Source organism: Paenibacillus sp. TSA_86.1 (assembly GCF_052691815.1).
Map to the genome: position 1 here is coordinate 133,955 of NZ_JBQZGE010000012.1, position 24,578 is coordinate 158,532.

The 24,578-nt window shown below is 47.6% G+C and carries 27 protein-coding genes and 1 riboswitch; of the genes, 25 read left to right on the plus strand and 2 right to left on the minus strand.

Annotated elements, in window-relative coordinates:
* Window positions 1-42: 42 nt before the first annotated feature.
* The gene (locus ACUTVW_RS20395) at window positions 43-180 is read right to left on the minus strand and encodes a Z-ring formation inhibitor MciZ (protein ID WP_445647458.1); all 138 of its coding nucleotides are present in this window, start codon (window positions 178-180) and stop codon (window positions 43-45) included.
* A gap of 147 nt (window positions 181-327) precedes the next feature.
* Between ACUTVW_RS20395 and ACUTVW_RS20400 the strand changes: the two genes are divergently transcribed.
* The 7 genes from ACUTVW_RS20400 (at window position 328) to ACUTVW_RS20430 (ending at window position 5,838) form a co-directional block, all read left to right on the plus strand.
* Window positions 328-921: an NUDIX hydrolase gene (locus ACUTVW_RS20400; RefSeq protein WP_434750490.1), complete on the plus strand. Its 594-nt coding sequence runs from the start codon at window positions 328-330 to the stop codon at window positions 919-921.
* 2 nt (window positions 922-923) lie between these two features.
* Window positions 924-2,135, plus strand: a complete 1,212-nt coding sequence (locus ACUTVW_RS20405; protein ID WP_445647459.1) for an endonuclease Q family protein — start codon at window positions 924-926, stop codon at window positions 2,133-2,135.
* A 150-nt stretch (window positions 2,136-2,285) separates the two neighbouring features.
* Window positions 2,286-2,915, plus strand: coding sequence for a stage II sporulation protein M (gene spoIIM, locus ACUTVW_RS20410; RefSeq protein WP_445647460.1), 630 nt, complete (start codon window positions 2,286-2,288; stop codon window positions 2,913-2,915).
* A gap of 107 nt (window positions 2,916-3,022) precedes the next feature.
* Window positions 3,023-3,490: a ferric iron uptake transcriptional regulator gene (gene fur, locus ACUTVW_RS20415; protein ID WP_445647461.1), complete on the plus strand. Its 468-nt coding sequence runs from the start codon at window positions 3,023-3,025 to the stop codon at window positions 3,488-3,490.
* A gap of 160 nt (window positions 3,491-3,650) precedes the next feature.
* A complete protein-coding gene (locus ACUTVW_RS20420) occupies window positions 3,651-3,893 on the plus strand; it encodes a DUF4227 family protein (protein ID WP_445647462.1) in 243 nt (80 codons plus the stop codon).
* A 95-nt stretch (window positions 3,894-3,988) separates the two neighbouring features.
* Window positions 3,989-4,879 carry a tyrosine recombinase gene (locus ACUTVW_RS20425; RefSeq protein ID WP_445647463.1) on the plus strand — a complete coding sequence of 297 codons (891 nt, stop codon included), beginning with the start codon at window positions 3,989-3,991 and terminating at the stop codon, window positions 4,877-4,879.
* Between the two features lie 134 nt (window positions 4,880-5,013).
* Window positions 5,014-5,838, plus strand: a complete 825-nt coding sequence (locus ACUTVW_RS20430; RefSeq protein ID WP_445647464.1) for a purine-nucleoside phosphorylase — start codon at window positions 5,014-5,016, stop codon at window positions 5,836-5,838.
* 172 nt (window positions 5,839-6,010) lie between these two features.
* Here the strand turns inward: ACUTVW_RS20430 and ACUTVW_RS20435 are convergent, their stop codons facing one another.
* Entirely contained in the window at window positions 6,011-6,562 is a 552-nt protein-coding gene (locus tag ACUTVW_RS20435) for a glutathione peroxidase (RefSeq protein ID WP_445647465.1), read from the minus strand.
* Between the two features lie 355 nt (window positions 6,563-6,917).
* Here ACUTVW_RS20435 and ACUTVW_RS20440 point away from each other — a divergent pair, with 355 nt between their 5' ends.
* The 18 genes from ACUTVW_RS20440 (at window position 6,918) to ytfJ (ending at window position 24,431) form a co-directional block, all read left to right on the plus strand.
* On the plus strand, window positions 6,918-8,039 hold the full coding sequence (locus ACUTVW_RS20440) for a D-alanyl-D-alanine carboxypeptidase family protein (protein ID WP_445647496.1): 1,122 nt from the start codon (window positions 6,918-6,920) through the stop codon (window positions 8,037-8,039).
* A gap of 142 nt (window positions 8,040-8,181) precedes the next feature.
* Window positions 8,182-8,535, plus strand: coding sequence for an anti-sigma F factor antagonist (gene spoIIAA / locus ACUTVW_RS20445; protein ID WP_342551759.1), 354 nt, complete (start codon window positions 8,182-8,184; stop codon window positions 8,533-8,535).
* The gene (spoIIAB, locus tag ACUTVW_RS20450) at window positions 8,532-8,987 is read left to right on the plus strand and encodes an anti-sigma F factor (protein ID WP_123062222.1); all 456 of its coding nucleotides are present in this window, start codon (window positions 8,532-8,534) and stop codon (window positions 8,985-8,987) included. Before spoIIAA ends, spoIIAB begins: the two co-directional genes overlap by 4 nt.
* 14 nt (window positions 8,988-9,001) lie before the next feature.
* Window positions 9,002-9,757 carry an RNA polymerase sporulation sigma factor SigF gene (sigF, locus tag ACUTVW_RS20455; RefSeq protein WP_434750498.1) on the plus strand — a complete coding sequence of 252 codons (756 nt, stop codon included), beginning with the start codon at window positions 9,002-9,004 and terminating at the stop codon, window positions 9,755-9,757.
* Window positions 9,758-10,343: 586 nt separating this feature from the next.
* Window positions 10,344-11,000, plus strand: a complete 657-nt coding sequence (locus tag ACUTVW_RS20460) for a stage V sporulation protein AA (protein ID WP_445647466.1) — start codon at window positions 10,344-10,346, stop codon at window positions 10,998-11,000.
* Entirely contained in the window at window positions 10,987-11,409 is a 423-nt protein-coding gene (locus ACUTVW_RS20465) for a stage V sporulation protein AB (protein WP_445647467.1), read from the plus strand. The genes ACUTVW_RS20460 and ACUTVW_RS20465 overlap by 14 nt, the downstream gene beginning before the upstream one ends.
* Before the next feature lie 91 nt (window positions 11,410-11,500).
* Entirely contained in the window at window positions 11,501-13,108 is a 1,608-nt protein-coding gene (locus tag ACUTVW_RS20470; RefSeq protein WP_445647497.1) for a spore germination protein, read from the plus strand.
* A 103-nt stretch (window positions 13,109-13,211) separates the two neighbouring features.
* Complete coding sequence (lysA, locus tag ACUTVW_RS20475; RefSeq protein WP_445647468.1) at window positions 13,212-14,543, plus strand: diaminopimelate decarboxylase; 1,332 nt, start codon at window positions 13,212-13,214, stop codon at window positions 14,541-14,543.
* A gap of 292 nt (window positions 14,544-14,835) precedes the next feature.
* A complete protein-coding gene (locus ACUTVW_RS20480) occupies window positions 14,836-15,267 on the plus strand; it encodes a peptidylprolyl isomerase (RefSeq protein WP_434750502.1) in 432 nt (143 codons plus the stop codon).
* 267 nt (window positions 15,268-15,534) lie between these two features.
* A complete protein-coding gene (locus ACUTVW_RS20485; RefSeq protein WP_445647469.1) occupies window positions 15,535-16,854 on the plus strand; it encodes a hypothetical protein in 1,320 nt (439 codons plus the stop codon).
* A gap of 154 nt (window positions 16,855-17,008) precedes the next feature.
* Window positions 17,009-17,174, plus strand: a riboswitch (FMN riboswitch).
* A gap of 326 nt (window positions 17,175-17,500) precedes the next feature.
* Complete coding sequence (ribD, locus tag ACUTVW_RS20490) at window positions 17,501-18,604, plus strand: bifunctional diaminohydroxyphosphoribosylaminopyrimidine deaminase/5-amino-6-(5-phosphoribosylamino)uracil reductase RibD (RefSeq protein WP_434750504.1); 1,104 nt, start codon at window positions 17,501-17,503, stop codon at window positions 18,602-18,604.
* 96 nt (window positions 18,605-18,700) lie between these two features.
* A complete protein-coding gene (ribE, locus tag ACUTVW_RS20495; RefSeq protein WP_445647470.1) occupies window positions 18,701-19,369 on the plus strand; it encodes a riboflavin synthase in 669 nt (222 codons plus the stop codon).
* 62 nt (window positions 19,370-19,431) lie between these two features.
* The gene (locus ACUTVW_RS20500; RefSeq protein WP_445647471.1) at window positions 19,432-20,664 is read left to right on the plus strand and encodes a bifunctional 3,4-dihydroxy-2-butanone-4-phosphate synthase/GTP cyclohydrolase II; all 1,233 of its coding nucleotides are present in this window, start codon (window positions 19,432-19,434) and stop codon (window positions 20,662-20,664) included.
* A gap of 99 nt (window positions 20,665-20,763) precedes the next feature.
* Window positions 20,764-21,231, plus strand: a complete 468-nt coding sequence (gene ribH, locus ACUTVW_RS20505) for a 6,7-dimethyl-8-ribityllumazine synthase (protein WP_090922403.1) — start codon at window positions 20,764-20,766, stop codon at window positions 21,229-21,231.
* Window positions 21,232-21,333: 102 nt separating this feature from the next.
* Window positions 21,334-22,134: a segregation and condensation protein A gene (locus ACUTVW_RS20510; protein ID WP_445647472.1), complete on the plus strand. Its 801-nt coding sequence runs from the start codon at window positions 21,334-21,336 to the stop codon at window positions 22,132-22,134.
* Window positions 22,103-22,795, plus strand: coding sequence for an SMC-Scp complex subunit ScpB (gene scpB / locus ACUTVW_RS20515; protein WP_445647473.1), 693 nt, complete (start codon window positions 22,103-22,105; stop codon window positions 22,793-22,795). The genes ACUTVW_RS20510 and scpB overlap by 32 nt, the downstream gene beginning before the upstream one ends.
* A gap of 202 nt (window positions 22,796-22,997) precedes the next feature.
* Window positions 22,998-23,747: a DUF2953 domain-containing protein gene (locus ACUTVW_RS20520; RefSeq protein ID WP_445647474.1), complete on the plus strand. Its 750-nt coding sequence runs from the start codon at window positions 22,998-23,000 to the stop codon at window positions 23,745-23,747.
* Between the two features lie 210 nt (window positions 23,748-23,957).
* A complete protein-coding gene (ytfJ, locus tag ACUTVW_RS20525; RefSeq protein ID WP_434750510.1) occupies window positions 23,958-24,431 on the plus strand; it encodes a GerW family sporulation protein in 474 nt (157 codons plus the stop codon).
* Window positions 24,432-24,578: the final 147 nt, after the last annotated feature.

A 24,578-nucleotide genomic window follows, 5' to 3' on the forward strand; every position in this document is an offset into this window, starting at 1 on the left:
TTCGGTTCATGCCGGGTTCGGACTTTTTGAACAACGGTGGGGCTAGCCCTTCCGCCCGGCGAGCATGTCGCTTAATTTAGTTTCAGGTCCCCATTCACGTATCCATTGTTTGAGAATCAGCTGTACTTGTTTGGCTTGTCCGACCACACATGCAGAATGAGGTGTGAGATAACTTTTCATCCGGTGAGTCCCCCTTGTTTCTCGCAGTACGTAATAGACTTGTACACACGATAAAATTCCTATAGGCTCACCATATGTCCTGAATCACATTTTTATACATCTCGGTTCAATTGAACTCATCACAAATGAAATGGAGCTGAAGTACACATGAAATCCAGAACATCTGCTGAATCTATCTATGCGCCGCAACCGGCGAATCCCAAGCTCGATGAAGTGACCGTATCCACCAAGCCGATTTTTGAAGGTAAGGTGATCTCGCTTCAGGTAGACACCGTAAAACTGCCAAACGGGCAGACGGCAAGCCGGGAGATCATTAAACACCCGGGGGCAGTAGCGGTGCTGGCATTAAGGGGAGATCGCATGTTGGTTGTTGATCAGTACCGTCAGGCGATGGGACGTACTGAGGTAGAAATCCCTGCGGGCAAGCTTGACCCGGGTGAACAGCCTGAAATTGCAGCCGCCCGTGAATTGAAGGAAGAAACGGGATATACAGCCAAGTCGCTGCGCCATTTGCGGTCTTTCTACACCTCACCAGGTTTTGCGGATGAGATCATTCACCTGTATATCGCCGAAGAGTTGGAAGCTGGAGATATGGCCCTGGACGAGGACGAGTTTCTTGAAGTATCCGAAATTACGCTGGAGGAAGCCTACAAGCTGATGGATGAGAATCGGATCAGTGATGCCAAAACGATGATGGCTGTATATGCGTGGGATATTTACAAAACGACAGGACGGTTTTAATTATGTCAAATCAAGAGGGAACGCCGCTGTGGGAACCGTGTTATACGGATCTGCATATCCACATCGGACGCACGTCCCGTGGTGAGGCAGTTAAAATCAGTGGTAGCCGCGACTTAACGTTTGAAAATATTGCACGTGAGGCATCCACCCGTAAAGGAATTCATCTGCTCGGGGTTATCGATTGCCATTCACCAGTTGTGCAGAGGGATATTGAGGAGCTGCTGGACAACGGTACGATGTCTGAGATTGATGGCGGCGGTATTGCGTATCAGGATACAACCATTCTACTGGGGACCGAAATTGAGCTGCGTGAGCCCGAGATGCGTGAGTTCCATATGCTGGCCTACTTCCGGGATCTGGATACAATGAAGTCTTTTACAACCTGGATGACACGTTATATGAAAAATGTAAACCTCAGCTCCCAGCGAGTATACGTACCTGCTCTTGAGATGCAAGCGGAGATCAAGGCACGCGGCGGGCTGATTATACCCGCTCATGTGTTCACACCGCACAAGGGCATTTACGGCAGCACAGCGCCGCGTATGGGGGATGTGCTGGACACAGGCCTTGTAGATGCGATTGAGCTAGGGCTAAGCTCGGACTCGTCCATGGCAAGTTACATCCGGGAGTTGGATCAGGTTCCATTTCTGACGAACTCTGATGCACATTCTCTCGGTAAAATCGGACGGGAATACAATGAGTTGCAGATTGCAACGCCTTCGTTTGATGAATTCCGTATGGCCTTGCGAGGTGAAGAGGGAAGACGTATTGCGGCCAATTATGGCTTGAATCCAAGACTGGGTAAATATCACCGGACGTATTGTGCAGCATGCGGAAGTGTGATGGGTGAAAAGAATCTCTCTGCAGAGCGTTGCCCGCTTTGTGGCAGCCAGAAACTGGTTCAGGGTGTGCTGGATCGTATTCTGGCTATTGCAGACCGAGAACAACCGGAGCTTCCGGCAGACCGGCCACCCTATTATTATCAGGTTCCACTGGAGTTCATTCCGGGCCTTGGGAAAGCCAAACTGCGTCAACTCTTGGATCGTTTTGGCACGGAGATGGCTGTGCTGCACCGTACAGATGAAGCTCAACTAGCCGAGGTGGTTGGTTCGGTACTCGCCGAACTAATCGTAGCGGCTCGCAAGGGTGAACTGACGTTAGCCTCTGGCGGTGGAGGCACATACGGCAAGGTTGCAGCGAAAGAGCAGAAATAGTAAAGCGAGTAAGACGAGCAAGGTTTAACAATTCGGACAAGAAGTCATACGGACGAGTCCTGGTTCATAGGCTGAATTATAAGGATGATCAAGTTTAAAGTTTGAAGTATCTCCTTCAGCAGCATAACCGGAAAGGGGACTCGTACCTATATGCGTTCTTCCTATTTTACGTTTAAAGGGCAAACCTCGTTATATGTATTCGTGGCTGTCTTGTTTCTTGTCGGTGTTATCTTCGGCGCATTGATGGTCAATGCGCTGTCTCTGGAACAGCGCCAGGATCTTGAAGCCTATCTGGGGAATTTCTTTATGACGGTGCAGCATAGTTCGCAAGGAACAGACAACACCGCCTATTGGGATATTGCCATGCTTCATCTGAAATGGGTCGGGCTGATCTTTATCCTCGGCTTGTCCGTTGTAGGTTTACCGGGGATATTGGTTCTGGATTTTCTGAAAGGGGTGCTGATCGGTTTTACCGTAGGTTACCTTGTTGGACAGTATTCGTGGAAAGGGCTGCTATTTGCACTTGTATCCGTAGCACCGCATAATCTGTTCGTCATTCCGATCCTGCTGATCTGCAGTGTGGCTGCGATGACGTTCTCGTTATATATCATTCGTAATCGTGTCTTGATGCACCGTACACCAGGCCGCCAAAGGCCGTTTGCTTCCTATGTTATTTTAACGGCGGTTATGGCGGTACTGCTGCTTGGGGTGGCATCGTTCGAAACCTGGGTTACCCCTGCAATGATGCGCTGGGTCACGCCGATGCTGCTTCCTGCCTAGCTTGCACTGCATGTCCTAAAATGTTGACTTTGATATTGAACTCCCCCTATAATGAAAAGAGTGGGTTAAGTTGCAGTGTGCAGTGATTTCCTAGGGGGAGGGAGAAAATGGAAGCACGGATTGATAAAATTAAGCAGCAACTACAGTCCCAGGGTTATAAATTAACGCCCCAGCGGGAAGCCACCTTAAGAGTACTTTTAGAGAATGAAGAAGATCATCTCAGTGCAGAGGATGTTTTCATGCTCGTTAAAGAAAAGGCTCCCGAAATCGGTCTGGCAACCGTGTACCGTACCCTCGAACTATTGAGTGAGCTGCATGTTGTAGAGAAAATCAACTTCGGCGACGGTGTAGCGCGTTATGATCTGCGCGGAGATACATCCAAGCATCACCATCATCACTTAATCTGTGTGCAATGCGGAAGTATGGATGAAATACGTGAAGACTGGCTTGGACCGCTTGAAGAACGACTGGAGCGGGAATTTAACTTTTCGGTAGTAGATCACCGACTGGACTTTCATGGAATTTGTTATCGTTGCAAAGCTAAAAATGAACAAAAGCCCAAAGAAGAAGAATAACATAGCCTATCTTCAAGCTCTCACCGGCGGTTTTGACGGGGGAGCTTTTTTGGTCCCGAACCCTATTTGAGGTTCGCCCGCCAAGGCATATTCTCGGATGCACGGACATACCCTGTTTCAAGAACCATACTGGGCTTGAATAGGGAAGGGGACAATTCCAATGATTATCTCTGTGCGGAGAGGGCTCCGTTTTATACGATTCATTGTATTCTTTGCTGCGCTGGTGTATCTGTTCTACCATGTACTGGACCTGTTTAACGGCTGGATCTCGCCCGTGGATCAGTATCAGATGCCGACCGGCAATGCGGTTAAAGTATTTCAGGAAACGGATTGGTCAAGTATGGGAGAAGCACGTCCTACAATGGCTGAGCGGCTTCGCCTCTTTTATTGGTACGGGGAATAATAGCTGCTAGCACGGAGAGTTGCTCCGGCAGCCAGGGGTGCAAATACGGAAGCAGCCTGCCGGTTGGCATTGCTGATAGATGAGGAGTGTTGTACATGAATCAGACCATACACGCCTATGCTTTATACCTGGAAGAAGATAAGGGAATGTCAAGCAGCACGCTGGAATCCTATCTGCGAGATGTGGACAAGTTCGTGGAGTTTGTGAAAAAGGAATACGGTATTCGCGAAGCGGGAGAGGTCAGACGAACACATGTTGTATTATTTGTGGGTCATCTTAAGCAAGATGGCCGGGCGAATGCAACGATAGCCCGCAGCATCGTGTCTTTGCGATCGTATTTTCATTTTCTGATGCGGCGTGGCGAGATTGTACAGGACCCTACTTTTGATGTGGAAGCACCCAAGGCTGACAAGACACCGCCTCAAGTTCTTACGATTGAGGAGATCGAATTGCTGCTTGCCTCTCCTGATGTCAGCTCTCCGCAAGGCGTTCGAGATCGGGCCATGCTGGAGCTCTTGTACGCTACGGGTATTCGGGTGTCGGAGCTGATTGCACTTGATGTACGAGACGTACAGCCGGCCTTGCGCTTCATTCGTTGCGGCGGGGCGGGGAAAGAACGCATTTTACCGATTGGTGCACCAGCTGCTCACTGGGCGAGTGTATATATGGACGGGTTCCGTAATCAATTACTTAAGGCTGGAGCGGACGAGCAAGCACTATTTGTGAATGTATCAGGCAGACGTTTAACCCGGCAGGGATTCTGGAAGCTGCTGAAAAAATCCGCCGTGGATGCGGGCATTTCGGGAGAAATTACCCCGCATACGTTGCGTCATTCATTTGCAGCCCACCTGATTGCCAGCGGAGCCGACACTCGTGCGGTACAGGACATGCTTGGCCATGTCGAACACCCGGGGCAGCAGTATAGCCAGCATGGGCGCAAGACGATGAAAGAAATTTATGAGACCCATCATCCACGGGCAAAATAAAAATATTAAAAACGCCGTTATACATACGCGGGCTGCATGTTTGAATACCTGATTTTTGCGCCGAACACAGGCGCAGGCAGTGCACCCTGTTGAATCATGAACGGATCGTTACTACTCAAGGAGGACAACATCGTATGACAGCACTAAACCAACAGATGATCAAAGAAGCGGCATCTTTTATTCAAAGTAAAAGCTCCATCAAGCCGGAAGTGGGTTTGATTCTTGGATCAGGCCTAGGCGTTCTTGCCGAACTAATCGAGGATGGCGTGAGCATTGCGTACCAGGATATTCCTCATTTTCCGGTGTCCACGGTAGAAGGACATGAAGGGGAATTGCTGATCGGTACCATCCAAGGTCGCCCGGTTGTGATGATGAAAGGCCGCTTTCATATGTACGAGGGATATGGACCCGAATTGACTGCATTCCCGGTACGTGTCATGAAAGAACTGGGCGTAAGCAGCCTGCTGGTAACGAATGCAGCTGGAGGCGTAAGTACATCTTATCAAGCGGGCGATTTGATGCTCATCTCGGATCATTTAAATATGACAGGCAAAAACCCGTTAATTGGACCAAATGATGCCGCACTAGGTGTGCGTTTCCCTGACTTGTCCGAAGCCTACAGCCGTCGTCTGCGTGCCCTTGCCAAGGATACGGCAGCAACTCAAGGCTTTAATGTGCAAGAGGGTGTGTATGCCGGTCTGCTCGGACCTAACTACGAAACACCAGCAGAGATCAGAATGCTTCGTACCCTGGGTGCAGATGCTGTCGGCATGTCTACTGTTTCCGAGGTTATTGTAGCTCGTCATGCGGGTATTGAAGTTCTCGGCATTTCTTGTATTAGCAATATGGCAGCCGGTATACTGGACCAGCCTTTGTCCCATGACGAGGTTATGGAAACAACAGAGCGTGTTCGTGAAGCCTTTCTGGCCCTGGTGCTGGCTGTTATTCCTAAGATGTAACGAGGCATTGAAGAATGAGCTGAACGGATGTTTAGCATGACGCATTGAATAGGGAACAAATCATTGAATGATGTTTGCTCAATGATTTGTTCCTTTTTTGATAAAATGACGCATGAGATGAGTGTATTATCTTTAGATCAAGAACCAAACACGTACGTTTATTTATGGTTAATTACATCGAAAGTAATGATGTAATACTTGGCTCGATTTCGGATGGCTCAGTCGTTGTCTCAAATCTTCCGTGCACCTGACCGCTCTGATCGATCAAAAACTTAGTGAAGTTCCACTTGATTCCGTCTTCCTTATGAATATCAGGATATTTCTCCTTTAGAAAATCATTCATCCACTTCCCGCTGGCCGTTTCCAAGTCAAAACCTTGGAATGGCGCTTGTAAGGTTAAAAACTGAAATAGGGGATGGGTGTTTTCCCCCCTGACTTCTATCTTCTCAAATAACGGGAACGTTAACTTAAACCGATTTTCACAATCAGCTTTGATTTCTGAATTGTCCCCTGGCTCCTTCTCATTAAACTGGTTACACGGAAAGGCCAGAATTTCGAAACCATAAGCCTGATATTTTTCGTACAGTTGTTGAAGCGTCTCAAATTGCCGAGAGTAGCTACACTTACTGGCTGTATTCACAACAAGAAGCACTTTCCCCCGGTATATTGTTAAATCTGCTGGCCTGCCATCAATGAAATGGACTTTCCTATCATAAAAAGACATTTGAGTCCTCCTTCTAAAGTATTTAAATTGTGACATATACATCATAAGTCGACATTGCTCATTGGAGAAATATATATAAACGATTGTATACATAGGTAAATCCTATAGAGGATGTTCCCATGAGCTTCTACCCGTTTCAGATTAGATAAATATTACGAATATCCCATCTGTCTTATCCTTAGATAAAAAAAGTTAGGTAAAACCTACTTTGATTGGAATAATTTACTTGAAACCCGCCGACAATGGATAGCAGTACATGCGAGGAATAACCACCGAGCTATTCATTTGAGGAGGGAACCTAGTGAAAAAAAGAATAATGGCATCGTTCATGACCCTTTGTATGCTGCTGCCCTTAATGGCCTCACCCGCTTTGGCTGAGGAAGCACCTAAAGCTGCTGGAGGAACGGATTTGGCTCCATCAGCACGTTCGGCTATATTGATGGATGCAGATACAGGGACTGTTATTTATGAAAAAAACAGCCATGATCAGCTGCCTCCGGCGAGTATTACAAAAATTATGACGATGCTGCTTACCATGGAAGCGATTAGTTCAGGCAAGCTGAAGTTAACGGATAAGGTAAGAACGAGCGAGTATGCGGCGTCGATGGGCGGCTCACAGATCTTTCTGGAGCCTGGTGAAGAGATGACCGTGGATGATATGTTAAAAGGCATCGCAATGGCTTCTGGCAATGATGCGTCTGTTGCTATGGCCGAAAAACTCGGTGGCTCGGAAGAGGCTTTTGTACAGATGATGAATGAACGTGCACAGGAACTGGGAATGAAGGATAGCCGTTTTGCCAATGCGAACGGTCTGCCGGTTGCTAATCATTATTCCTCTGCACATGATATCGCGGTGATGAGCCGTGAATTACTGAAATATCAAGGTATTACGAAGTACACGGGAGCTTACCAGGATTACCTGCGTAAAGACTCGGAGAAGCCATTCTGGCTCGTGAATACGAACAAGCTGGTGCGTTTTTATCAGGGAGCAGATGGGTTGAAAACGGGGTACACGTCCGAAGCAAAATTCTGTCTGTCGGCTACGGCGTCCAAAGATGGGCTTCGTGTCGTCGCGGTTGTGCTTGGGGAGCCAAATACGAAAACCAGGAACAGTGAAGTGTCCTCGATGTTTGATTATGCTTTTGGTCAATACACCATGAAGGCACTATACAAAGCAGGTGATCTGCTGGGTAGTCTGAAGATTGAAAAAGGGGATGTTGCCGAGCTTCCGCTCAATGCTGCTCAGAACTACAGTGTTTTGATGCGCAAAGGTGCGAAGTCGACAGATATCCGCCATGAACTGATTGTAGCCAAAGAATTGAAAGCTCCGGTCAAGGCGGGGCAAAGTGTAGGTAAACTCGTCGTCTATCAAGGGAACGAAGTGATTAAAGAATTCGACATTCAGGCTCCGAAGGATGTGCCTAAAGCAGGCTGGTGGAAGCTGTTCAAGCGTACAACTTCAAGTCTGTTCGACTAAGCGGCAAGATACGCCTTTCTCCTTGTGACTCGAACGGTTTTTGTAGTTAAATAGGGGTTTTCTTCTAGTTTTGTCGGGGGGCAGGAAAAGCTTTTGGCAACGTAGAAATCCTTGTTCAAGACAGGGAGGAGAGTGGGCAAACGTGAACTTGAATGTGGACATGGAGCATCACCGCGGGATTTTGATTGTACGATTATCCGGGGAGCTGGATCACCATACAGCTGACATGGTACGAATGCAGATGGATGAAGCGATACAGCGCAGACAATGTGAGCATTTGGTGCTGAGTTTGAAAGACCTGCAATTCATGGACAGCTCAGGCCTGGGTGTTATTTTGGGAAGATACAAGTTGATCAAAAATAAAGGTGGCAAAATGGTTGTCTGTGATGTGAATCCGCCGGTATACCGTTTGCTGGAAATGTCGGGATTGTTCAAGATCATGCCGATATATGAAAATGAGGGAACTGCTCTCTCAGGTCTGGAGGTCGTCTCATGAATGAAGGAACAGGGACAAATTTCATGAATCTGCAATTTGCGGCCAAGTCGGAGAACGAATCGTTTGCACGGGTGACCGTTGCAGCGTTTATCTCTCAGCTTGATCCAACGATGGACGAGCTTAGCGACCTGAAAACGGTCGTCTCCGAAGCGGTAACGAACAGCATCATCCACGGATACAATAACAATCCGGAAGGTGTTGTGACCATTCAGGCCGAGATTCGTGATGATATGATCACGATTATTGTAGAGGATCGCGGCGAAGGCATCGAGGATCTTGATCTGGCCAAACAGCCGCTATATACCTCCAAACCCGAACTTGAGCGGTCGGGCATGGGCTTTACGATTATGGAAAATTTTATGGATGAATTCGAAGTCAGCAGTGAGCCCGGCAGAGGCACCTCCATCAAGATGAAAAAAAGGATTGAATCCAAGAAAGCATTGTATAATTAGGGGTTGGTGTTCTTATGGATGCTGAAGTGAAACCATCTTCACAGACCTATTTGGACGATGCCGAGGTCAAACGGCTGATTGCGCTCAGTCAGTCGGGTGACCATGTATCACGGGATACGCTGGTGAACTGCAACATCAGACTCGTCTGGTCCGTCGTGCAGCGTTTTATGAACAGGGGATATGAACCGGAGGATCTGTTCCAGATTGGTTGTATCGGCCTGCTCAAGTCAGTGGACAAGTTCGATCTCAGTTATGACGTGAAGTTCTCGACGTATGCGGTACCGATGATCATTGGTGAGATTCAGCGTTTCCTGCGGGATGACGGAACCTTGAAGGTTAGTCGTTCGCTGAAAGAGATGGCCAATAAAGTTCGCAAGAAGAGGGACGAATTGTCCAAACATCTGGATCGACTGCCCACGATTAAGGAAGTTGCCGCTGAACTCGGGGTTACCCCGGAGGAAGTTGTATTCGCCCAGGAAGCGAACAAACCGCCGACCTCCATTCATGAGACGGTATTCGAAAATGATGGTGATCCGATTACACTGATGGATCAGATCGCGGATGAATCTCAGGAGAAATGGTTTGACAAGCTCGCGCTGAATGAAGCGATCGGCGGCCTAAGTGAACGGGAACGACTCATCGTGTATCTGCGGTATTATCGAGACCAAACACAATCCGAAGTGGCGAGCAGGCTGGGCATATCCCAGGTGCAGGTCTCACGTCTGGAGAAAAAAATACTGCAATCCATCCGCGATCAAATCGCGCAGTGATGCCGTGATTAGTGCTGGATGATTATATGAGTGATAATCCATCAATAAACGACAACTAACAACCTTATTTCGCGCTTTAGTGATAAGGATGTTCGTTGTCGTTTTTATTTTTATAGCGAATTTTCTTACATTTCTTTTGGAAAAGAGAGGGCGGCAGACCAGCGAAGGGATGGAATCGGTAGAGGAGCGAAGCGTGCGCGTTTATCACGGAATTTCCTCCTTGAAGAGGAGAGAAACAGAAATCCGGGGATAACCAGCGCCCGACACCGGTCCACCCCGGAGCGCCCCACCGCTTTCCATGTCTTTCCCCTGTCACCCCCCCGCAAGTTTCTTACATTTCTTTTGGAAAAGAGAGGGCGGCAGACCAGCGAAGGGATGGAATCGGTAGAGGAGCGAAGCGTGCGCGTTTATCACGGGATTTCCTCCTTGAAGAGGAGAGAAACAGAAATCCGGGGATAACCAGCGCCCGACACCGGTCCATCCCGGAGCGCCCCACCGCCCTCAACCTTCTTTTCCAACTTAAATGTAATAAATTTGCACAATCTTCAAATACTAACCTAAATTACGCAGTAAAGGAGTGCTTTGGATGTCCCAGACACCCACTCCAACGGTCTATGTTCGCATGCGCAGCCGCATTCGCATCCAGAGAGGGCGAGCAGTCAAACTGCGAGACATTGCCCACGTACTGGCCTCATCCGATGATCAGGAGGACAGGCTGCTGGAGCTGGAGCTGCTGCGGCCCGGACCGGAGGACGGCAACCTGATCCTCATTGACATCTTGCAGATTATTCCCCGAATCCGGCAGCTGCTGCCAGACGTCAACGTGGAATTGATGGGGTCAGGGCATACGTTAGTTGAAGTGATCGTAGGTAACGGTCAGGCCTCGAAATCACTGTTTATTCTGGTGTGGTTATTGTTGTTCTTCGGGTCAGCTCTGACTATTATGAATTTTCATGCAGACGTGAATATGCAGGAAGTACAGATTCGCATTGTGGAGATGCTGACCGGGGACCGGGACGAGCATCCATACTTATTCCAGCTCGCTTATTCCCTGGGAATCGGCTTCGGCATGGCTGTTTTTTTTAACCATCTGTTCAAGAAAAAATGGAATGAGGAGCCTACACCGCTCGAAGTGGAGATGTTTCTTTACCAGCAAAATGTGGATCAATATGTCGTGATTGAAGAGAGTGAACGCATGCATGAGCAGAATGGCAGGGAGCTGAGTGACGATGAGCGTGCTTAACGGGGCAATCAGCATTGTGCTTGGCATTGCCGGGGGGATCGCCGTGGGGAGTGGTGTTATTGCCCTCATCCTTGTCCTGGACATGATTCCCAGACTGGCGCAAGTTACGCAGTCCTACGAGAAAACGCATTGGTACGAGGGGGCTCTCATCGGAGGTTCACTGCTGGGCACGGTGGCTGATTTCTGGCATTGGAAAATGCATGGTGTCATGTTGCTCAGTCCCATTGTTGGACTGTTCTGCGGTGTATTTATTGGCTTGCTGGCTGCAGCGCTAACAGAAGTATTAAATGTGCTGCCTGTTCTGGCAAAAAGGCTGGGCATGAGATCTTACTTGTTTGGGCTGCTACTCGCGATGATTTTGGGGAAAATGACAGGTTCGTTTTTTGACTTTTTTATATACCAGCGATAAAGCGGCATGACAGGTTAAAAGGAGGATGGATATGGACGAACATACGGATCAAACAGGTCATGAACAAGGTGACGGAATGACCGAGGACATCATGCACAAGTCGGCTTATGAGATCCAGCAGGAAGAAGAGAAAAGAGCACATCAGAAGAAGAAGCAAAACGAGATGTCCGACAGCATTGAGGAATCCGTACAGTATTGGCAGCACAACGATGACATTTCCCCGCGTATGAGTGATAACAAAAATACACTGAAGGAAGTTCTCGGTCTGGGCGAGTCTTTTGATGTTACGCTGAGGGAGATGGTGCTTGGCGGCAAGCATGTAGGACTGCTGATGTTAAGTGGTTTTGCCAAGGACGAAATTCTGCTCGAAGTATTAAAAAGGCTCACCTACCTTTCGCCCGATCAGATATCGGAACATGCGCTGAAGTCTTATTTTGAATGTTACATCCCTCATATCCAGGTGGAACGCGTGGAGAAGATGAGTGCCGTCATCAGTAAAGTACTGACCGGGATGAGCGCGATGTTTGTTGAGGGAGACCGCTCTGTGCTCATTATGGATACCCGGAGTTATCCGGTTCGATCCCCCGAGGAGCCTTCGCTTGAACGTGTGGTTCGTGGTTCGCGGGATGGTTTTACCGAAACGCTACTGACGAATGTGACGCTGGTACGCCGCAGGATACGAGACCCCGGACTGAAGTTTGAGATCATGCAGGTTGGGCGAAGAACACAAACCGATGTATGTGTGGTGTATATTGACGATATTGTGGATAAGGTGCAGGTTGACTCGGTGCGTGAAAAAATATTACGTGTCGATATCGATGGCATTCCGGCTGCCGACAAACAGCTGGAGGAAGCGATTATCAACAAAGGATGGAATCCATTTCCCCTTGTTCGATATTCGGAACGTCCTGACGTCACGGCCTCCCATCTGCTGGAAGGACGAGTCGTTATTTTTGTTGATACGTCTCCCAGCGTGATGATCTTGCCAACGACATTTTTTGATTTGTGCGAGCATGCGGAGGAGAACAGGCAAACCGCACTTATGGGAACCTATCTGCGCTGGGTACGTTTTGCAGGCATTCTGATCTCGTTGTTTCTATTGCCACTGTGGATGTTGATGGTCATCGAGCCTTCACTCAAACCAATCGGGCTGGATTTTATCGGCCCACAGGAAAATGTGAAATTGCCGATTATCTTGCAGTTTCTACTCATAGAACTTGGTGTAGACTTATTACGGATGGCGGCGGTTCACACACCTACACCACTGGCTTCAGCCATGGGTCTGATTGCTGCGATATTAGTCGGAGATATCGCCGTGAAAACGGGGTATTTTGTCAATGAGGTTGTGCTCTACATGGCGATTGCAGCTATTGGAATGTTTGCTACACCGAGTTACGAGTTAGGGCTGGCGAATCGACTAGTCAGATTGATATTGTTGATTGCGGTTGCAATATTCAAGGTGCCTGGTCTGGTGGTTGGAACAACGTTGTTGATTGTGGCATTGACCATTCACCGTTCATACAACTCGTCGTATCTGTGGCCATTTATACCGTTTAATGCAAAGGCATTTGGCAACTTCTTGTTCAGGGTTCCATTGCTTGTCAGCAAGAAACGTCCATCGTTCAACAAAACACGTGACAACACCAAGATGTCGGATGATCCAGACGGTGAGCTGCGAAAAAGTAAAAAACACAAATGATGTGCCGAAAAATCCATTCATCTCCCGGCTTAATTTGATATACTGGTGTAAAATCAATGGAATAAATATTGTTCCAGTATATAAAAAGTGAGGAATGCAGACGATGTATTTACACGGTACAAGTAGAATAAATGAGCAAGGGCATCTGGAAATTGGTGGAGTAGACGTTACAGATATGAAAGAGCAATTCGGAACACCGCTCTATGTTGTGGACGAGCAATTGGTTCGCGAGCGTTGTAGAGAGTATATGGATGCATTCCGCGCTTCGGGTCTGGGCTTCCAGGTTGCGTATGCGAGCAAAGCATTCTGTGTCATGGCGATGTGTGCCCTGGCGGCAGAAGAGGGTCTTTCTCTGGATGTTGTATCTGACGGAGAGTTGTTCACGGCATTGCAAGCAGGTTTCCCTGCAGATCGTATTCATTTCCACGGCAATAACAAAACGCTGGAAGAAATCGAAATGGCGCTTGATGCAGAGATCGGATGTTTTGTGGTTGACAACTTTAATGAGTTGCATTTGCTTCAAGCGGTTGCAGCGGACAAAAATCGTAAAGTGAATGTTCTTCTTCGCGTAACGCCAGGTGTAGAGGCGCATACACATGAATATATTTCGACAGGGCAAACGGATTCCAAGTTCGGTTTTGATATCGGTAACGGTACAGCATTCGAAGCGATTGAGCTTGCATCCAAACAGCCAAACTTGGTATTGCTCGGTGTGCATTCTCACATTGGTTCGCAAATCTTTGAGGTTGAAGGGTTCCAGATGGCGGTTCAACGTGTTGCTGAATTCGCAGCAAGTGTATATGAGCGCCTGAATGTGGCGTTCAAAGTCGTCAACCTTGGCGGCGGATTCGGAATTCGCTATATTGACGGGGACACGCCTCTTGAAGTGGCCGAGTACGTAAAAGCTATTACGGATGCGGTAAAAAATCATTTTGCGCAAATCGGCTATGCTGTGCCTGAAATCTGGGTTGAGCCAGGCCGCAGTATCGTGGGTGAAGCAGGTACAACGCTCTACACCGTTGGAACAAGCAAAGACATCCCTGGCGTGCGTAAATATGTTGCCGTAGATGGCGGTATGACGGATAATCCGCGTCCAGCCCTGTACGAATCCAAGTATGAAGCCGTGCTGGCGAATCGTGCAAACGAAGCAGCAACAGAAACCGTTTCTGTAGCCGGAAAGTGCTGCGAGAGCGGCGACATGCTGATCTGGGATCTCGACTTGCCAAAAGTGGAAAGCGGTGACTTGCTTGCCGTAGCCTGCACAGGGGCGTATAACTATTCCATGGCGAGCAATTACAACCGGATTCGTCGTCCAGCTGTTGTTTTTGTCAAAGATGGTCAAGGTGATGTGGTCGTACGCCGCGAGTCGTATCAAGACATTATCCAAAATGACCTCGTTCCAGCGCGTATTGGCAAGCAGCCGGTTACACGTTAATTCATCAGACTGGGATACTGAGTAGGAATGATCGAGTGTTCCTATACCTCCAAATCTTATAGCATAGTAAGGACGGAACGGGATTACCCGTTCTGTCCTTTGTTGTGTATATTGCCTCTATTTAAGAGGCTTGTGGGCTTGTATAGAGAGGAGAAAATCAAAAAAAACGACTCTTTCTTTTGCGATTCGGTTCTTTTCGGTGTACACTAAGAAAAGTGCTGTAATGCTTGACCCCAAGTTTGGTATTACGTCACAATTTACTTTGCTCAAAATTGAAAGGAGTCATTTACATATGGCGAAACAAGCGAAAATTAAATTGGCAAACGGTGGAGAAGTCGTGATCGACCTGTTCGATCAAGAAGCTCCAAATACAGTAGCAAACTTTGAAAAGCTGGCAAACTCCGGTTTTTATAACGGTCTCGTTTTCCACCGCGTTATCCCGGGCTTCGTAGCTCAAGGTGGATGCCCTAGTGGTTCCGGTACTGGCGGCCCTGGCTACACAATCAACTGTGAGATCAACCCGAACAAACACGAGCGTGGAACACTGGCGATGGCACATGCTGGTCGCAACACGGGCGGAAGTCAGTTCTATATTTGCTACCAACCACAGCCACACTTGGATGGACAACATACCGTATTTGGTAAAGTAAGCAAAGGTATGGAGTTTGTTGACGCATTCGAAGGTCGCGATAAAATGGAAACCGTTGAAGTTGTAGAAGTTTAATTCAAACTGCAACAGATCAGACACAATCTAACCCCTGATACTTCTATTACAGAAGTACCAGGGGTTTTGTGCATTTTGCAGCCTTTTTGCATGATTGCCTTAGATCGTCTTGTCAAAAATAAGCTTAAAGGAACTGGCGAGCCAAGTGATCTTGGGTTATTCTGGCTAAGTACAGACTGTTGTAACCGAATACATGAGGTTTGGCAGCACAATGGAGAGTACTGTACTTAGTTACTTTCATGAACAGTTGAAAGGATGTTGTTAACTTTGGATGTTGTACAGCAGCTTAAATTACTTCAGCACCTCTATAGTGGAAATACGATTTGGGACGAGGAGTTGCATGCTTCCAGACACACCATACCTGAGGATGTAACTACTGAGCAGTTGCAGGCTTTAGAGGCAGCTGGACATGAACCCAATCGTTTTGTGAGTCCACAGCACGAGGAGACCATTAACGAACTGAGAGCGTTGGCTGAGCGTTGGACACTTCAGAACGCCGCTCAGGCTTTTGTGGCTTCGTTATGGTCAGCTCCGATGATCTGGCGTTCACTTCTTACGAGTAAACTAATTGCAGGCAGCATTCCGGATCATGAATATACACCGTATCCATCCAGTCACAAGTGCCTGATCTGTGGTTTGGACGTGAATGACGGAGTAGATACATCGCTCCAATGGTACTGGCGGATGACAAACGGCATACCGCTGGATGGGGATATTTTTGGACATGTTCTGGCTTTGAAAGAAATGGCCGCTTCGCAGGAGCTTCCTGTTCCGAATGAGTACGATCGTTGGACGCTGCGCGCCGTAATAACGGTGCTGCGCAACCTGCCGCCCAAAACTCGGTACAGCAAGGCAGCGGATGCACTCAAAAAAGCACAACTGCTGCCTTCGAAAAAGGTATATGTATACCGTGATCTGCTTGAAACGCTGGCACTGATCGGTATTCTGGACACACCAGAACAGCCAGGAATGATTACGGCTTTCACTTCGTATGCTGAACGCGATAAGAGACCTAATACCCGCGTTGAAGTACAAGCTCCCTTGGCATGGTGGGATTCATCTGTAGGAGTAAACGAGCAAAATCTATCCAAAATTTTTGCTGATTACAATTGCACTGATGTGTCGCTTGAGGACAAGCCTGAAGCAAATCCGCCAGCGATAGAAACCGTTGTTGGTGCGTTTGAAAGCAGACGAGGTGTTCGTGTTACGACCAAGGCGCCGAAAAAGTCTCCTGAGGCGGGTACAGGTGAAGTACAGCCTGGAGATGTATATGCGGTGCGAGTACTTAGTGGTGCCTGGGTTACCGTATACTGTCATGAAGTGAAGGACAAACGTGTTATTGTCGAATATTTGGATGGAGTGTTCCCTGAGATGCCAGGAAAAGATGAGCTTATTCTAACCGTTCGTCCTAGACCAGATGAACGCTGGCAATGTTCGGCAATCGGGATTGACTCCACGAGCTGGGTGAGAAGAGTCGCCAGGGATATGCCAACTCCTGCTGCTTCCGGGCCGAAACCAAATCGTGTTCCGTTCCACTCTGCCAAAGATTTGAAGCACATGGCAAGCTGGTGTTTTCCTGATCTTTAGAACGTATCTTTCCATGGCTTATTCAGATCCGTGTCTCGTGCGAGATGCGGATTTGATGACATAAATGCTTATTAAAAGTTAGTATGTGACAAAAAGAAACAAAAATGAATTGATTTTTTGACACTAAAGTGCTAACATCCAATTAATAACGAAAGCGATCCTTCAGGGCAGGGTGTAATTCCCTACCGGCGGTGATGCATGATGTCAAGGAATCAGATTCCATCGACATAGCAAAGTCCGTGACCTGTCTGCCTGTGGCAGATGGCTGATCTGGTGTAATTCCAGAACCGACAGTATAGTCTGGATGGGAGAAGGAGTGGGTGCATGCCAAGCGGCTGCACTCCGCAGGAGTGATGTTGCACAGCATTCAGGCAATGGATTTGATGTTGTGCGGGGAAGACTTGTTATTTATTAATAAGTGTTCCGTTACATAATACCGTCATATAGAAACTCTTTACCTGTTTGTTGTATGTAACAAGGTATGTGTTTGTTTTCACTTGCCTGTTATGCGGTAAGAGCGTTGTGTCGGTATGGTTGTACACCATTCACTCCTGTAGATGACAGTAGTCTCTCATCATCCCCACCGGAACGGATTGTTCGGTGGGGATTTTTTAGTTCAAGATTATAACCGTGGGGTGAACAATATATGGAAATGATCAATGATGAATTTTATATGGCGTTAGCACTGGATATGGCTGAACGGTCGCAAGGACAGACTGGGATTAATCCTGTCGTGGGATGTGTCGTTGTTAAGGATGGACGGGTTGTTGGCCTGGGAAGCCATCTGAAGAGAGGTACAGGACATGCGGAAGTACATGCTCTTAACATGGCTGGAAGTGACGCAGCGGGCAGCACCGTCTACGTAACGCTTGAACCTTGCAGTCATTACGGTAAAACTCCGCCATGTAGTGAACGATTGATTCATGAGAAGGTTAAACGGGTGGTCGTCTGCTGTGAAGACCCGAATCCACAGGTGTCTGGCACAGGAATCAGTATGCTTCGTCAACAAGGCATTGAGGTTGAAGTGGGTGTTTTGCGCGAACGCGGAAGACGTATGAATGAAAAGTTTATTAAGTTTATTACAACAGGACTGCCTTTTGTTACCCTGAAAACGGCATCTACGCTGGATGGCAAAATTGCGACGCGTAGCGGAGACAGCAAATGGATCTCCAACGAGCCAGCTCGTGAAATTGTGCATGCGCTACGCCATCGTCATCAAGGCATAATGGTTGGCGTGGATACGGTTATTGCCGATAATCCGGAGCTGACGACTCGTTTGCAAGTGGAGGGTATCAGTCCGGTACGGATCGTTGTGGACTCCAAGCTGCGTCTGCCCGTTGGCTCCAAAATGGTCAAGGATGGTCTTGCACCAACATGGGTACTCACGACGGATGAGGCTAGCCAGGAAGCGGCAGAGCGTCTTGAAGCTTACGGGGTTGAAGTGATCCGCTGCGGCCCTGGGCCTCGCGTAGATTTGTTGCATGGGCTGAGCAAGCTGGGAGAGCGGGATATTGGCTCCATTCTGCTCGAAGGCGGCGGCACATTAAATGGTGCGATGCTGGAAGCGCGGCTGGTAGACCGGTTGCTTATGTTCATCGCTCCGAAGATTGTAGGTGGATATGACACACCTGGAAGTTTCCGATTCGAAGGCGTAGAGCGTATGAGTCAGGCTGTGCAATTGCATCAGCTGGAAATTGAACAAGTTGGAGATAATATCAGCATAGGCGGCATTCCCGTTTGGCCAGAATAGGACGTTACTGCTCTGGAACCATGATGGTGCAGCATGATAAATAATGAAGGTAAACAAGACGATATGTACACAGCTTTAGATTAGGGAGGCGGCAGTATGTTTACGGGTTTGGTAGAAGAAATAGGTCAGATCCGGCGCATTGGCCGTAAAGGCGAAGCCCTGGTTCTGAACATCGGAGCTTCTGTCATTATGGATGATCTCAAGATTGGTGACAGCGTTGCGGTTAACGGGGTTTGTCTTACAGCAACAACGCTGGAGGACGGAGGTTTCACAGCTGACGTCATGCCTGAAACATATCGTCACACGAATCTCAGCCAGCTTCAATCTGGCAGCAAAGTCAATCTGGAACGGGCCATGTTGTCCGGTGGAAGATTTGGTGGTCATATTGTACAGGGGCACGTGGATGGAACCGGGGTCATTGGCAGCATCACACGGGATCAGAATGCGGTTGTATTTGAAGTCAGGCCGGACGACAGTGAACTGTTCCAATATTTGATTCCAAAAGGTTCGGTCACTTTGGATGGGATTAGCCTCACGGTAGTGCAGACGACTCCAAGTTCCTTCACCGTTTCGATTATCCCACATACGATTGGAGAAACCGTGCTGAACATCAAAAAAACGGGAGATACCGTCAACATTGAGTGTGATATTTTGGGGAAATATGTAGACCATCTGTTGCATTACGGTAAAGGCCATGCAGAAACGAGTAAAGGCAAGCCGCGCAGCATTAGTGAAGAATTTCTCTCGAATCACGGATTTGCTTAATTGGAAAAAGAGTGTCACTGCTGAACTTTTTTACAACAACAATGGTTACAGGAGGTGGACTGATGTCAGAACAATCCATTCTGGACACAATCGAGGCAGCAATATATGATTTGATGCGCGGTAAACCCGTGATTGTGGTGGATGATGAAGATCGGGAGAATGAAGGCGATTTTATTGCTTTGGCAGAAAAGGCGACACCGGAGGTCATCAATTTTATGATTACCGAAGGCAGAGGATTGGTCTGCGTTCCCATTACGCAGCAGCGGGCAGATGAATTAAATCTGAAACCGATGGTTCAGCAAAATACAGATTTTCACGGGACTGCTTTCACAGTCTCTGTAGATCACAAGGATACAACAACAGGCATCTCGGCACATGAGCGCTCGATTACAGTAAAAGGTCTCATTGATCCAAATGCCAAAAGCAGTGATTTTCGCAAACCCGGCCACATGTTCCCATTGATCGCCAAAGACGGCGGTGTATTGCGTCGTGCTGGACATACCGAAGCGGCAGTAGATCTGGCGATCATGTGCGGCTCTTACCCCGCAGGTGTCATCTGTGAGGTGATCAAGGAAGATGGTACGATGGCCAGACTTCCTGACCTGCAGGAGATTGCACGTAAGCATGATCTGAAACTGATCAGTATCCAGGACATGATTCGTTACCGGAATGAGAAGGAGAAGCTGGTGCAACGTGAAGTTTCCGTGCGTATGCCAACGGACTTTGGCGAATTCCAGGCAGTGGCGTATACGAATGCAGTGGATAATAAAGAACATGTTGCCTTGGTCAAAGGGGATATTGACGGTTCCAAACCTGTATTGGTACGTGTACACTCTGAATGTTTGACTGGTGACGTTTTTCACTCGCATCGCTGTGATTGTGGCCCGCAGTTTGATGCGGCTCTGAAACAGATTCATGATGAGGGTAACGGTATATTGCTCTATATGAGACAGGAAGGCCGCGGGATTGGTCTGATTAATAAACTTAAGGCTTACAAGTTGCAAGAAGAAGGTCTAGACACCGTAGATGCCAATCTGAAGCTTGGTTTTGCTGCTGATCTGCGTGATTATGGTATCGGCGCTCAGATCTTGAAGGATCTCGGCGTTCGTCAAATTCGATTGTTAACGAATAATCCGCGTAAGATCAAAGGTTTGGAAGGTTATGGTCTGGAAGTGGTAGAACGTGTGCCGATTCAGATGAAGGAGAATGTGGATAATACTGCTTATCTTCACACCAAGCAAGCTAAACTGGGGCATATGCTCAAGTTTGATGACATTGAACAGAACGAACAGTAATTAACCGAACATGCTGGTTTTCTGATATGTAAATATTGGTGATTTACACGGTAAGCAGCAGAAGCTAAAACATCATATATCGACAGGGAGATGACGATAATGCCTAATTATTTTGAAGGACATTTAGTATCGGAAGGGTTAAAATATGGCGTAGTTGTTGGACGTTTTAACGAATTCATTACAAGCAAGTTGCTCAGCGGAGCGCTGGATGCATTCAAACGTCACGGCGTGCAGGACAACGAAGTGGATGTAGCCTGGGTGCCGGGAGCTTTCGAAATACCGCTTATTGCACAGAAAATGGCCGAAAGCGGCAAGTATGATGCAGTCATCACACTGGGAACGGTTATCCGCGGATCAACAACACATTATGATTATGTCTGCAACGAGATGGCGAAAGGGGTAGCGGCAATTAACCTGAAAACAGGTGTACCTACCATCTTCGGACTGGTTACTACGGAGAACATCGAACAGGCGATTGAGCGTGCGGGAACGAAGGCAGGCAACAAAGGCTGGGATGCAGCTACAGCTGCGATTGAAATGGCGAACTTGACGAAACAGCTAAAATAGTGCTTATTTAATAGTAGTGCCCTGCTTTGCGCAGACGAAATCGGGAGACCGGCTTCGAACGGCTGGCAGGGTTTTTATTTTTCTGGCGGGAGGATTCGTCTAGTGACGGTAGTTACATACAAACTGGAGACTTTTGAAGGGCCTTTGGATCTATTGTTACATTTGATTGATAAGGCTGAGATCGACATCCAGGATATTCCCATCAGCGATATTACCGATCAATACATGGCGTATCTGCATTCCATGCAGGAGCTGGAACTGGATATTACAAGTGAATTTCTGGTGATGGCTGCGACGTTGCTGTCCATCAAGAGCAAACTTTTACTGCCCAAACCACCGGTAATCGAGGATTTCGAGGATTATGATTACATGGAAGATGAAGATTATGATCCGCGTGCCGAACTGATTGCACGTCTTATCGAATATCGCAAATATAAAGGAATAGCACGGCATCTCCATGAACGTGAATGGGAGCGTAGTCTTATTTTTTCCAAAGAGCCCGAGGATCTACGCCCCTATATGCCTGTCCAGGAGCAAACCAATCCGGTGCAGGGTCTGCATACCTCTGATCTCATTGCGGCGTTTCAGAAAGCATTACGGAAGGCTGATAAGCGTACAACGGTCACACGGATTAAACGGGACGAAATCTCGGTCAAAGACCGGATACGAGATGTCATCGGTTCGCTTAAACAGTTAGGGCCTGGAGGCCGATTGCTGTTCTCCAAGTTGATGGATGATCAGATCTATCGACATGAGATCGTGGTGACGTTTCTAGCGGTGCTGGAGCTAATGAAGATGAAGCAGATTGTTTGTTATCAGGAGCGCTTGTTTGAGGATATCGTTATGGAGTGGAGAGGGGAAACAACGAACCATGGATTTTCCGAAATTGAAGTCGATTATTGAGGGACTACTATTTTTGTCGGGAGAAGAAGGTCTGAGTGTCAAACAGATTGCTGAAATTGTTGATCAGCGTGTAGAGCTGGTCACCGATGCTATTGAGGAGATGATCGGCGAATTTGCCCGGCAGGGGCGAGGCGTACAGATTATGAAGCTTGCAGGTGTTGTGCAGCTCGGAACGCTACCGGAACATGCAGCGTATTTTGAGAAGCTGGCCTATTCTCCTGCACGTACTTCATTGTCTCAAGCGGCATTGGAGACGCTGGCCATCGTCGCTTATCGTCAGCCCATCACGAGGGTTGAGATTGAGGAGATTCGTGGAGTGAAATCCGAACGTGCCATTCATACACTGGTGAACAAGGATCTGATTGTTGAAGTGGGGAGAGCAGAAGCGATTGGACGCCCCATTTTGTATGGAACGACGAAGTCATTCCTGGATTATTTCGGACTGGCCTCGATTAAAGATCTTCCAGAGCCAGGGTTGTTTGAAGATTCTGAGAATCTGGAGGAAGAAACGCAGCTATTATTCAACAAGCTGGATATGCAGCAGCCGGGTACCGGAAATACGGATGTGCAGAGTGCGTTTGAATTTGAAGAGGAAACAGTCAACCCGGAGCAAGATATTGTGCTTGATCCAGAGGATGATCTGCCAGGTTCATCCTCATAATTCTAGGCGACAGAAAGAAATTTCAGGGACAAAGTGGAGATGGATCCGCTTTGTCCTTTTTTGTGATTTTGTTTATCTTTAGCTCCACTTCCTATAGCAATGTTCGGCAAAAAGTGGAGTAATTCATTGGAATCGTGAATTTTTTCCAGTAAGAAATGCCATACTAGACATGAAAAGAATTGAGGGCTTGGAGGTAAGGCCTGTGTGGATCTGGCTTGGAGGAATCGGTTTGTTCGTCGCACTGCTGATTGCCGCAGTCCTCATCTCAAATGTTCATGTGCATATTATATTTCGCAAACACAAAAGCGATGACTATGCGAATATCAATGTTCGGCTGCTGTACGGCTTCGTGCGAATGAATTACGAGATTCCGAGCATTGTTTTCCGAAATATGAAAGAAGGCTTCCTGCTTAAAACAGAACAGTCCATGAACCATTCCCGAGGAGAGGTATTGGGAAGTCAGCAGGTGAACAAACGAAAAGTAAAAAACTGGGCAAAAGAAGTCAAAGTGATGCTTAGAGCAACGGAAGCTCTGAAAGTATGGGTCAAACAGACGTTAAAACGTGTGTATATAACAAATCTGTTCTGGTCTACTGCGGTTGGCGTGGGAGATGCAGCATATACAGCGATGCTGTCAGGCTGGTTGTGGAGCATCAAGTCGATGATTGTTGGTTTCTTAACGTACCAAATGCGATTCAGAACGTTGCCTGACCTTGAAGTGCTTCCAGTTTGGTCTGATGAGATGGAATTCCGAACGGAACTTGATTTTAAACTGCGTATTAGGATGATGGCCATTTTGACTGCAGGGGTGAGACTGCTTACGCGTGTGCTGCAGGTGGAGGGAGGATGGCGAATGTGGTTTAAGCTCCTTCAGCAGCAGCGCCGGAAGTACAAGCAAAAGAAGAAGCACAGGCAAATCGTGGATAAAGAAGCTCGCAAGTCAGGAACTTGACTTTCGGATGATTGAATCGAATATGTCGTTCCGATTCGAGATTGCATACGCAGGGATTCCCTACATGGATTACATAACTCTCCGAAAGTTTGGAGATGATATGGTTAGATCAGAATCCTATATAAGTTGAACTTCGCATTGACACAGCGTATTTGTGTTAATCATTTTAGTCAACGGATATAGCTTATATTGAAACTGGAGGGAATACACATGTCAGATCATCCAATTCAAGGCTTAATGGAAACTGCAATGGAAAATATCAAGGCCATGGTGGATGTCAATACAATTGTTGGCGATGCTGTTGAGACACCGGATGGTACGGTCATTCTGCCGATCAGTAAAGTGGGATTTGGCTTTGCGGCAGGCGGTAGTGATTTTAACGTAAGTGATGGAAAAGGAAACAGCACATCAAGCACAACGGAACATGCGCATTCAGCGAAGGTTGCTTCTCCTTTTGGTGGCGGTAGCGGCGGCGGTGTATCCATTCGTCCGATTGCTTTTCTAGTCGTAGGCAAGCAAGGTGTGCATATCGTACCGCTGGATAATTCGACGCATTTGTTCGAAAAATTGATTGATTCAACACCGTATGTGCTTGATCGCATTCAGGAAATGTTCCGTCACCGTAATCATGGAACAACGGAAAATGATATCCGGGATACCCCTGACCATACGACGTATAGCTGAGGCATAATGTTGACCTTGATCCCTCCGGCACTGCGGTGCAAGAGGGATTTTTTGCTGAAGGCGTTACTTATGCTGAAGGTACTCATTGATGAGCCGAGATGCAAAGGGTTTCAGGCACAGAGACCAAATGTCTAACACAAGACTCTG

Excerpts from the sequence above, each read along its gene's own strand:
- ACUTVW_RS20395 (WP_445647458.1), bottom strand. The coding sequence starts at position 180 with ATGAAAAGTTATCTCACACCTCATTCTGCATGTGTGGTCGGACAAGCC.
- ACUTVW_RS20400 (WP_434750490.1), top strand. The coding sequence starts at position 328 with ATGAAATCCAGAACATCTGCTGAATCTATCTATGCGCCGCAACCGGCG.
- ACUTVW_RS20405 (WP_445647459.1), top strand. The coding sequence starts at position 924 with ATGTCAAATCAAGAGGGAACGCCGCTGTGGGAACCGTGTTATACGGAT.
- spoIIM (WP_445647460.1), top strand. The coding sequence starts at position 2,286 with ATGCGTTCTTCCTATTTTACGTTTAAAGGGCAAACCTCGTTATATGTA.
- fur (WP_445647461.1), top strand. The coding sequence starts at position 3,023 with ATGGAAGCACGGATTGATAAAATTAAGCAGCAACTACAGTCCCAGGGT.
- ACUTVW_RS20420 (WP_445647462.1), top strand. The coding sequence starts at position 3,651 with ATGATTATCTCTGTGCGGAGAGGGCTCCGTTTTATACGATTCATTGTA.
- ACUTVW_RS20425 (WP_445647463.1), top strand. The coding sequence starts at position 3,989 with ATGAATCAGACCATACACGCCTATGCTTTATACCTGGAAGAAGATAAG.
- ACUTVW_RS20430 (WP_445647464.1), top strand. The coding sequence starts at position 5,014 with ATGACAGCACTAAACCAACAGATGATCAAAGAAGCGGCATCTTTTATT.
- ACUTVW_RS20435 (WP_445647465.1), bottom strand. The coding sequence starts at position 6,562 with ATGTCTTTTTATGATAGGAAAGTCCATTTCATTGATGGCAGGCCAGCA.
- ACUTVW_RS20440 (WP_445647496.1), top strand. The coding sequence starts at position 6,918 with ATGGCCTCACCCGCTTTGGCTGAGGAAGCACCTAAAGCTGCTGGAGGA.
- spoIIAB (WP_123062222.1), top strand. The coding sequence starts at position 8,532 with ATGAATGAAGGAACAGGGACAAATTTCATGAATCTGCAATTTGCGGCC.
- sigF (WP_434750498.1), top strand. The coding sequence starts at position 9,002 with ATGGATGCTGAAGTGAAACCATCTTCACAGACCTATTTGGACGATGCC.
- ACUTVW_RS20460 (WP_445647466.1), top strand. The coding sequence starts at position 10,344 with ATGTCCCAGACACCCACTCCAACGGTCTATGTTCGCATGCGCAGCCGC.
- ACUTVW_RS20465 (WP_445647467.1), top strand. The coding sequence starts at position 10,987 with ATGAGCGTGCTTAACGGGGCAATCAGCATTGTGCTTGGCATTGCCGGG.
- ACUTVW_RS20470 (WP_445647497.1), top strand. The coding sequence starts at position 11,501 with ATGCACAAGTCGGCTTATGAGATCCAGCAGGAAGAAGAGAAAAGAGCA.
- lysA (WP_445647468.1), top strand. The coding sequence starts at position 13,212 with ATGTATTTACACGGTACAAGTAGAATAAATGAGCAAGGGCATCTGGAA.
- ACUTVW_RS20480 (WP_434750502.1), top strand. The coding sequence starts at position 14,836 with ATGGCGAAACAAGCGAAAATTAAATTGGCAAACGGTGGAGAAGTCGTG.
- ribD (WP_434750504.1), top strand. The coding sequence starts at position 17,501 with ATGGAAATGATCAATGATGAATTTTATATGGCGTTAGCACTGGATATG.
- ribE (WP_445647470.1), top strand. The coding sequence starts at position 18,701 with ATGTTTACGGGTTTGGTAGAAGAAATAGGTCAGATCCGGCGCATTGGC.
- ACUTVW_RS20500 (WP_445647471.1), top strand. The coding sequence starts at position 19,432 with ATGTCAGAACAATCCATTCTGGACACAATCGAGGCAGCAATATATGAT.
- ribH (WP_090922403.1), top strand. The coding sequence starts at position 20,764 with ATGCCTAATTATTTTGAAGGACATTTAGTATCGGAAGGGTTAAAATAT.
- scpB (WP_445647473.1), top strand. The coding sequence starts at position 22,103 with ATGGATTTTCCGAAATTGAAGTCGATTATTGAGGGACTACTATTTTTG.
- ytfJ (WP_434750510.1), top strand. The coding sequence starts at position 23,958 with ATGTCAGATCATCCAATTCAAGGCTTAATGGAAACTGCAATGGAAAAT.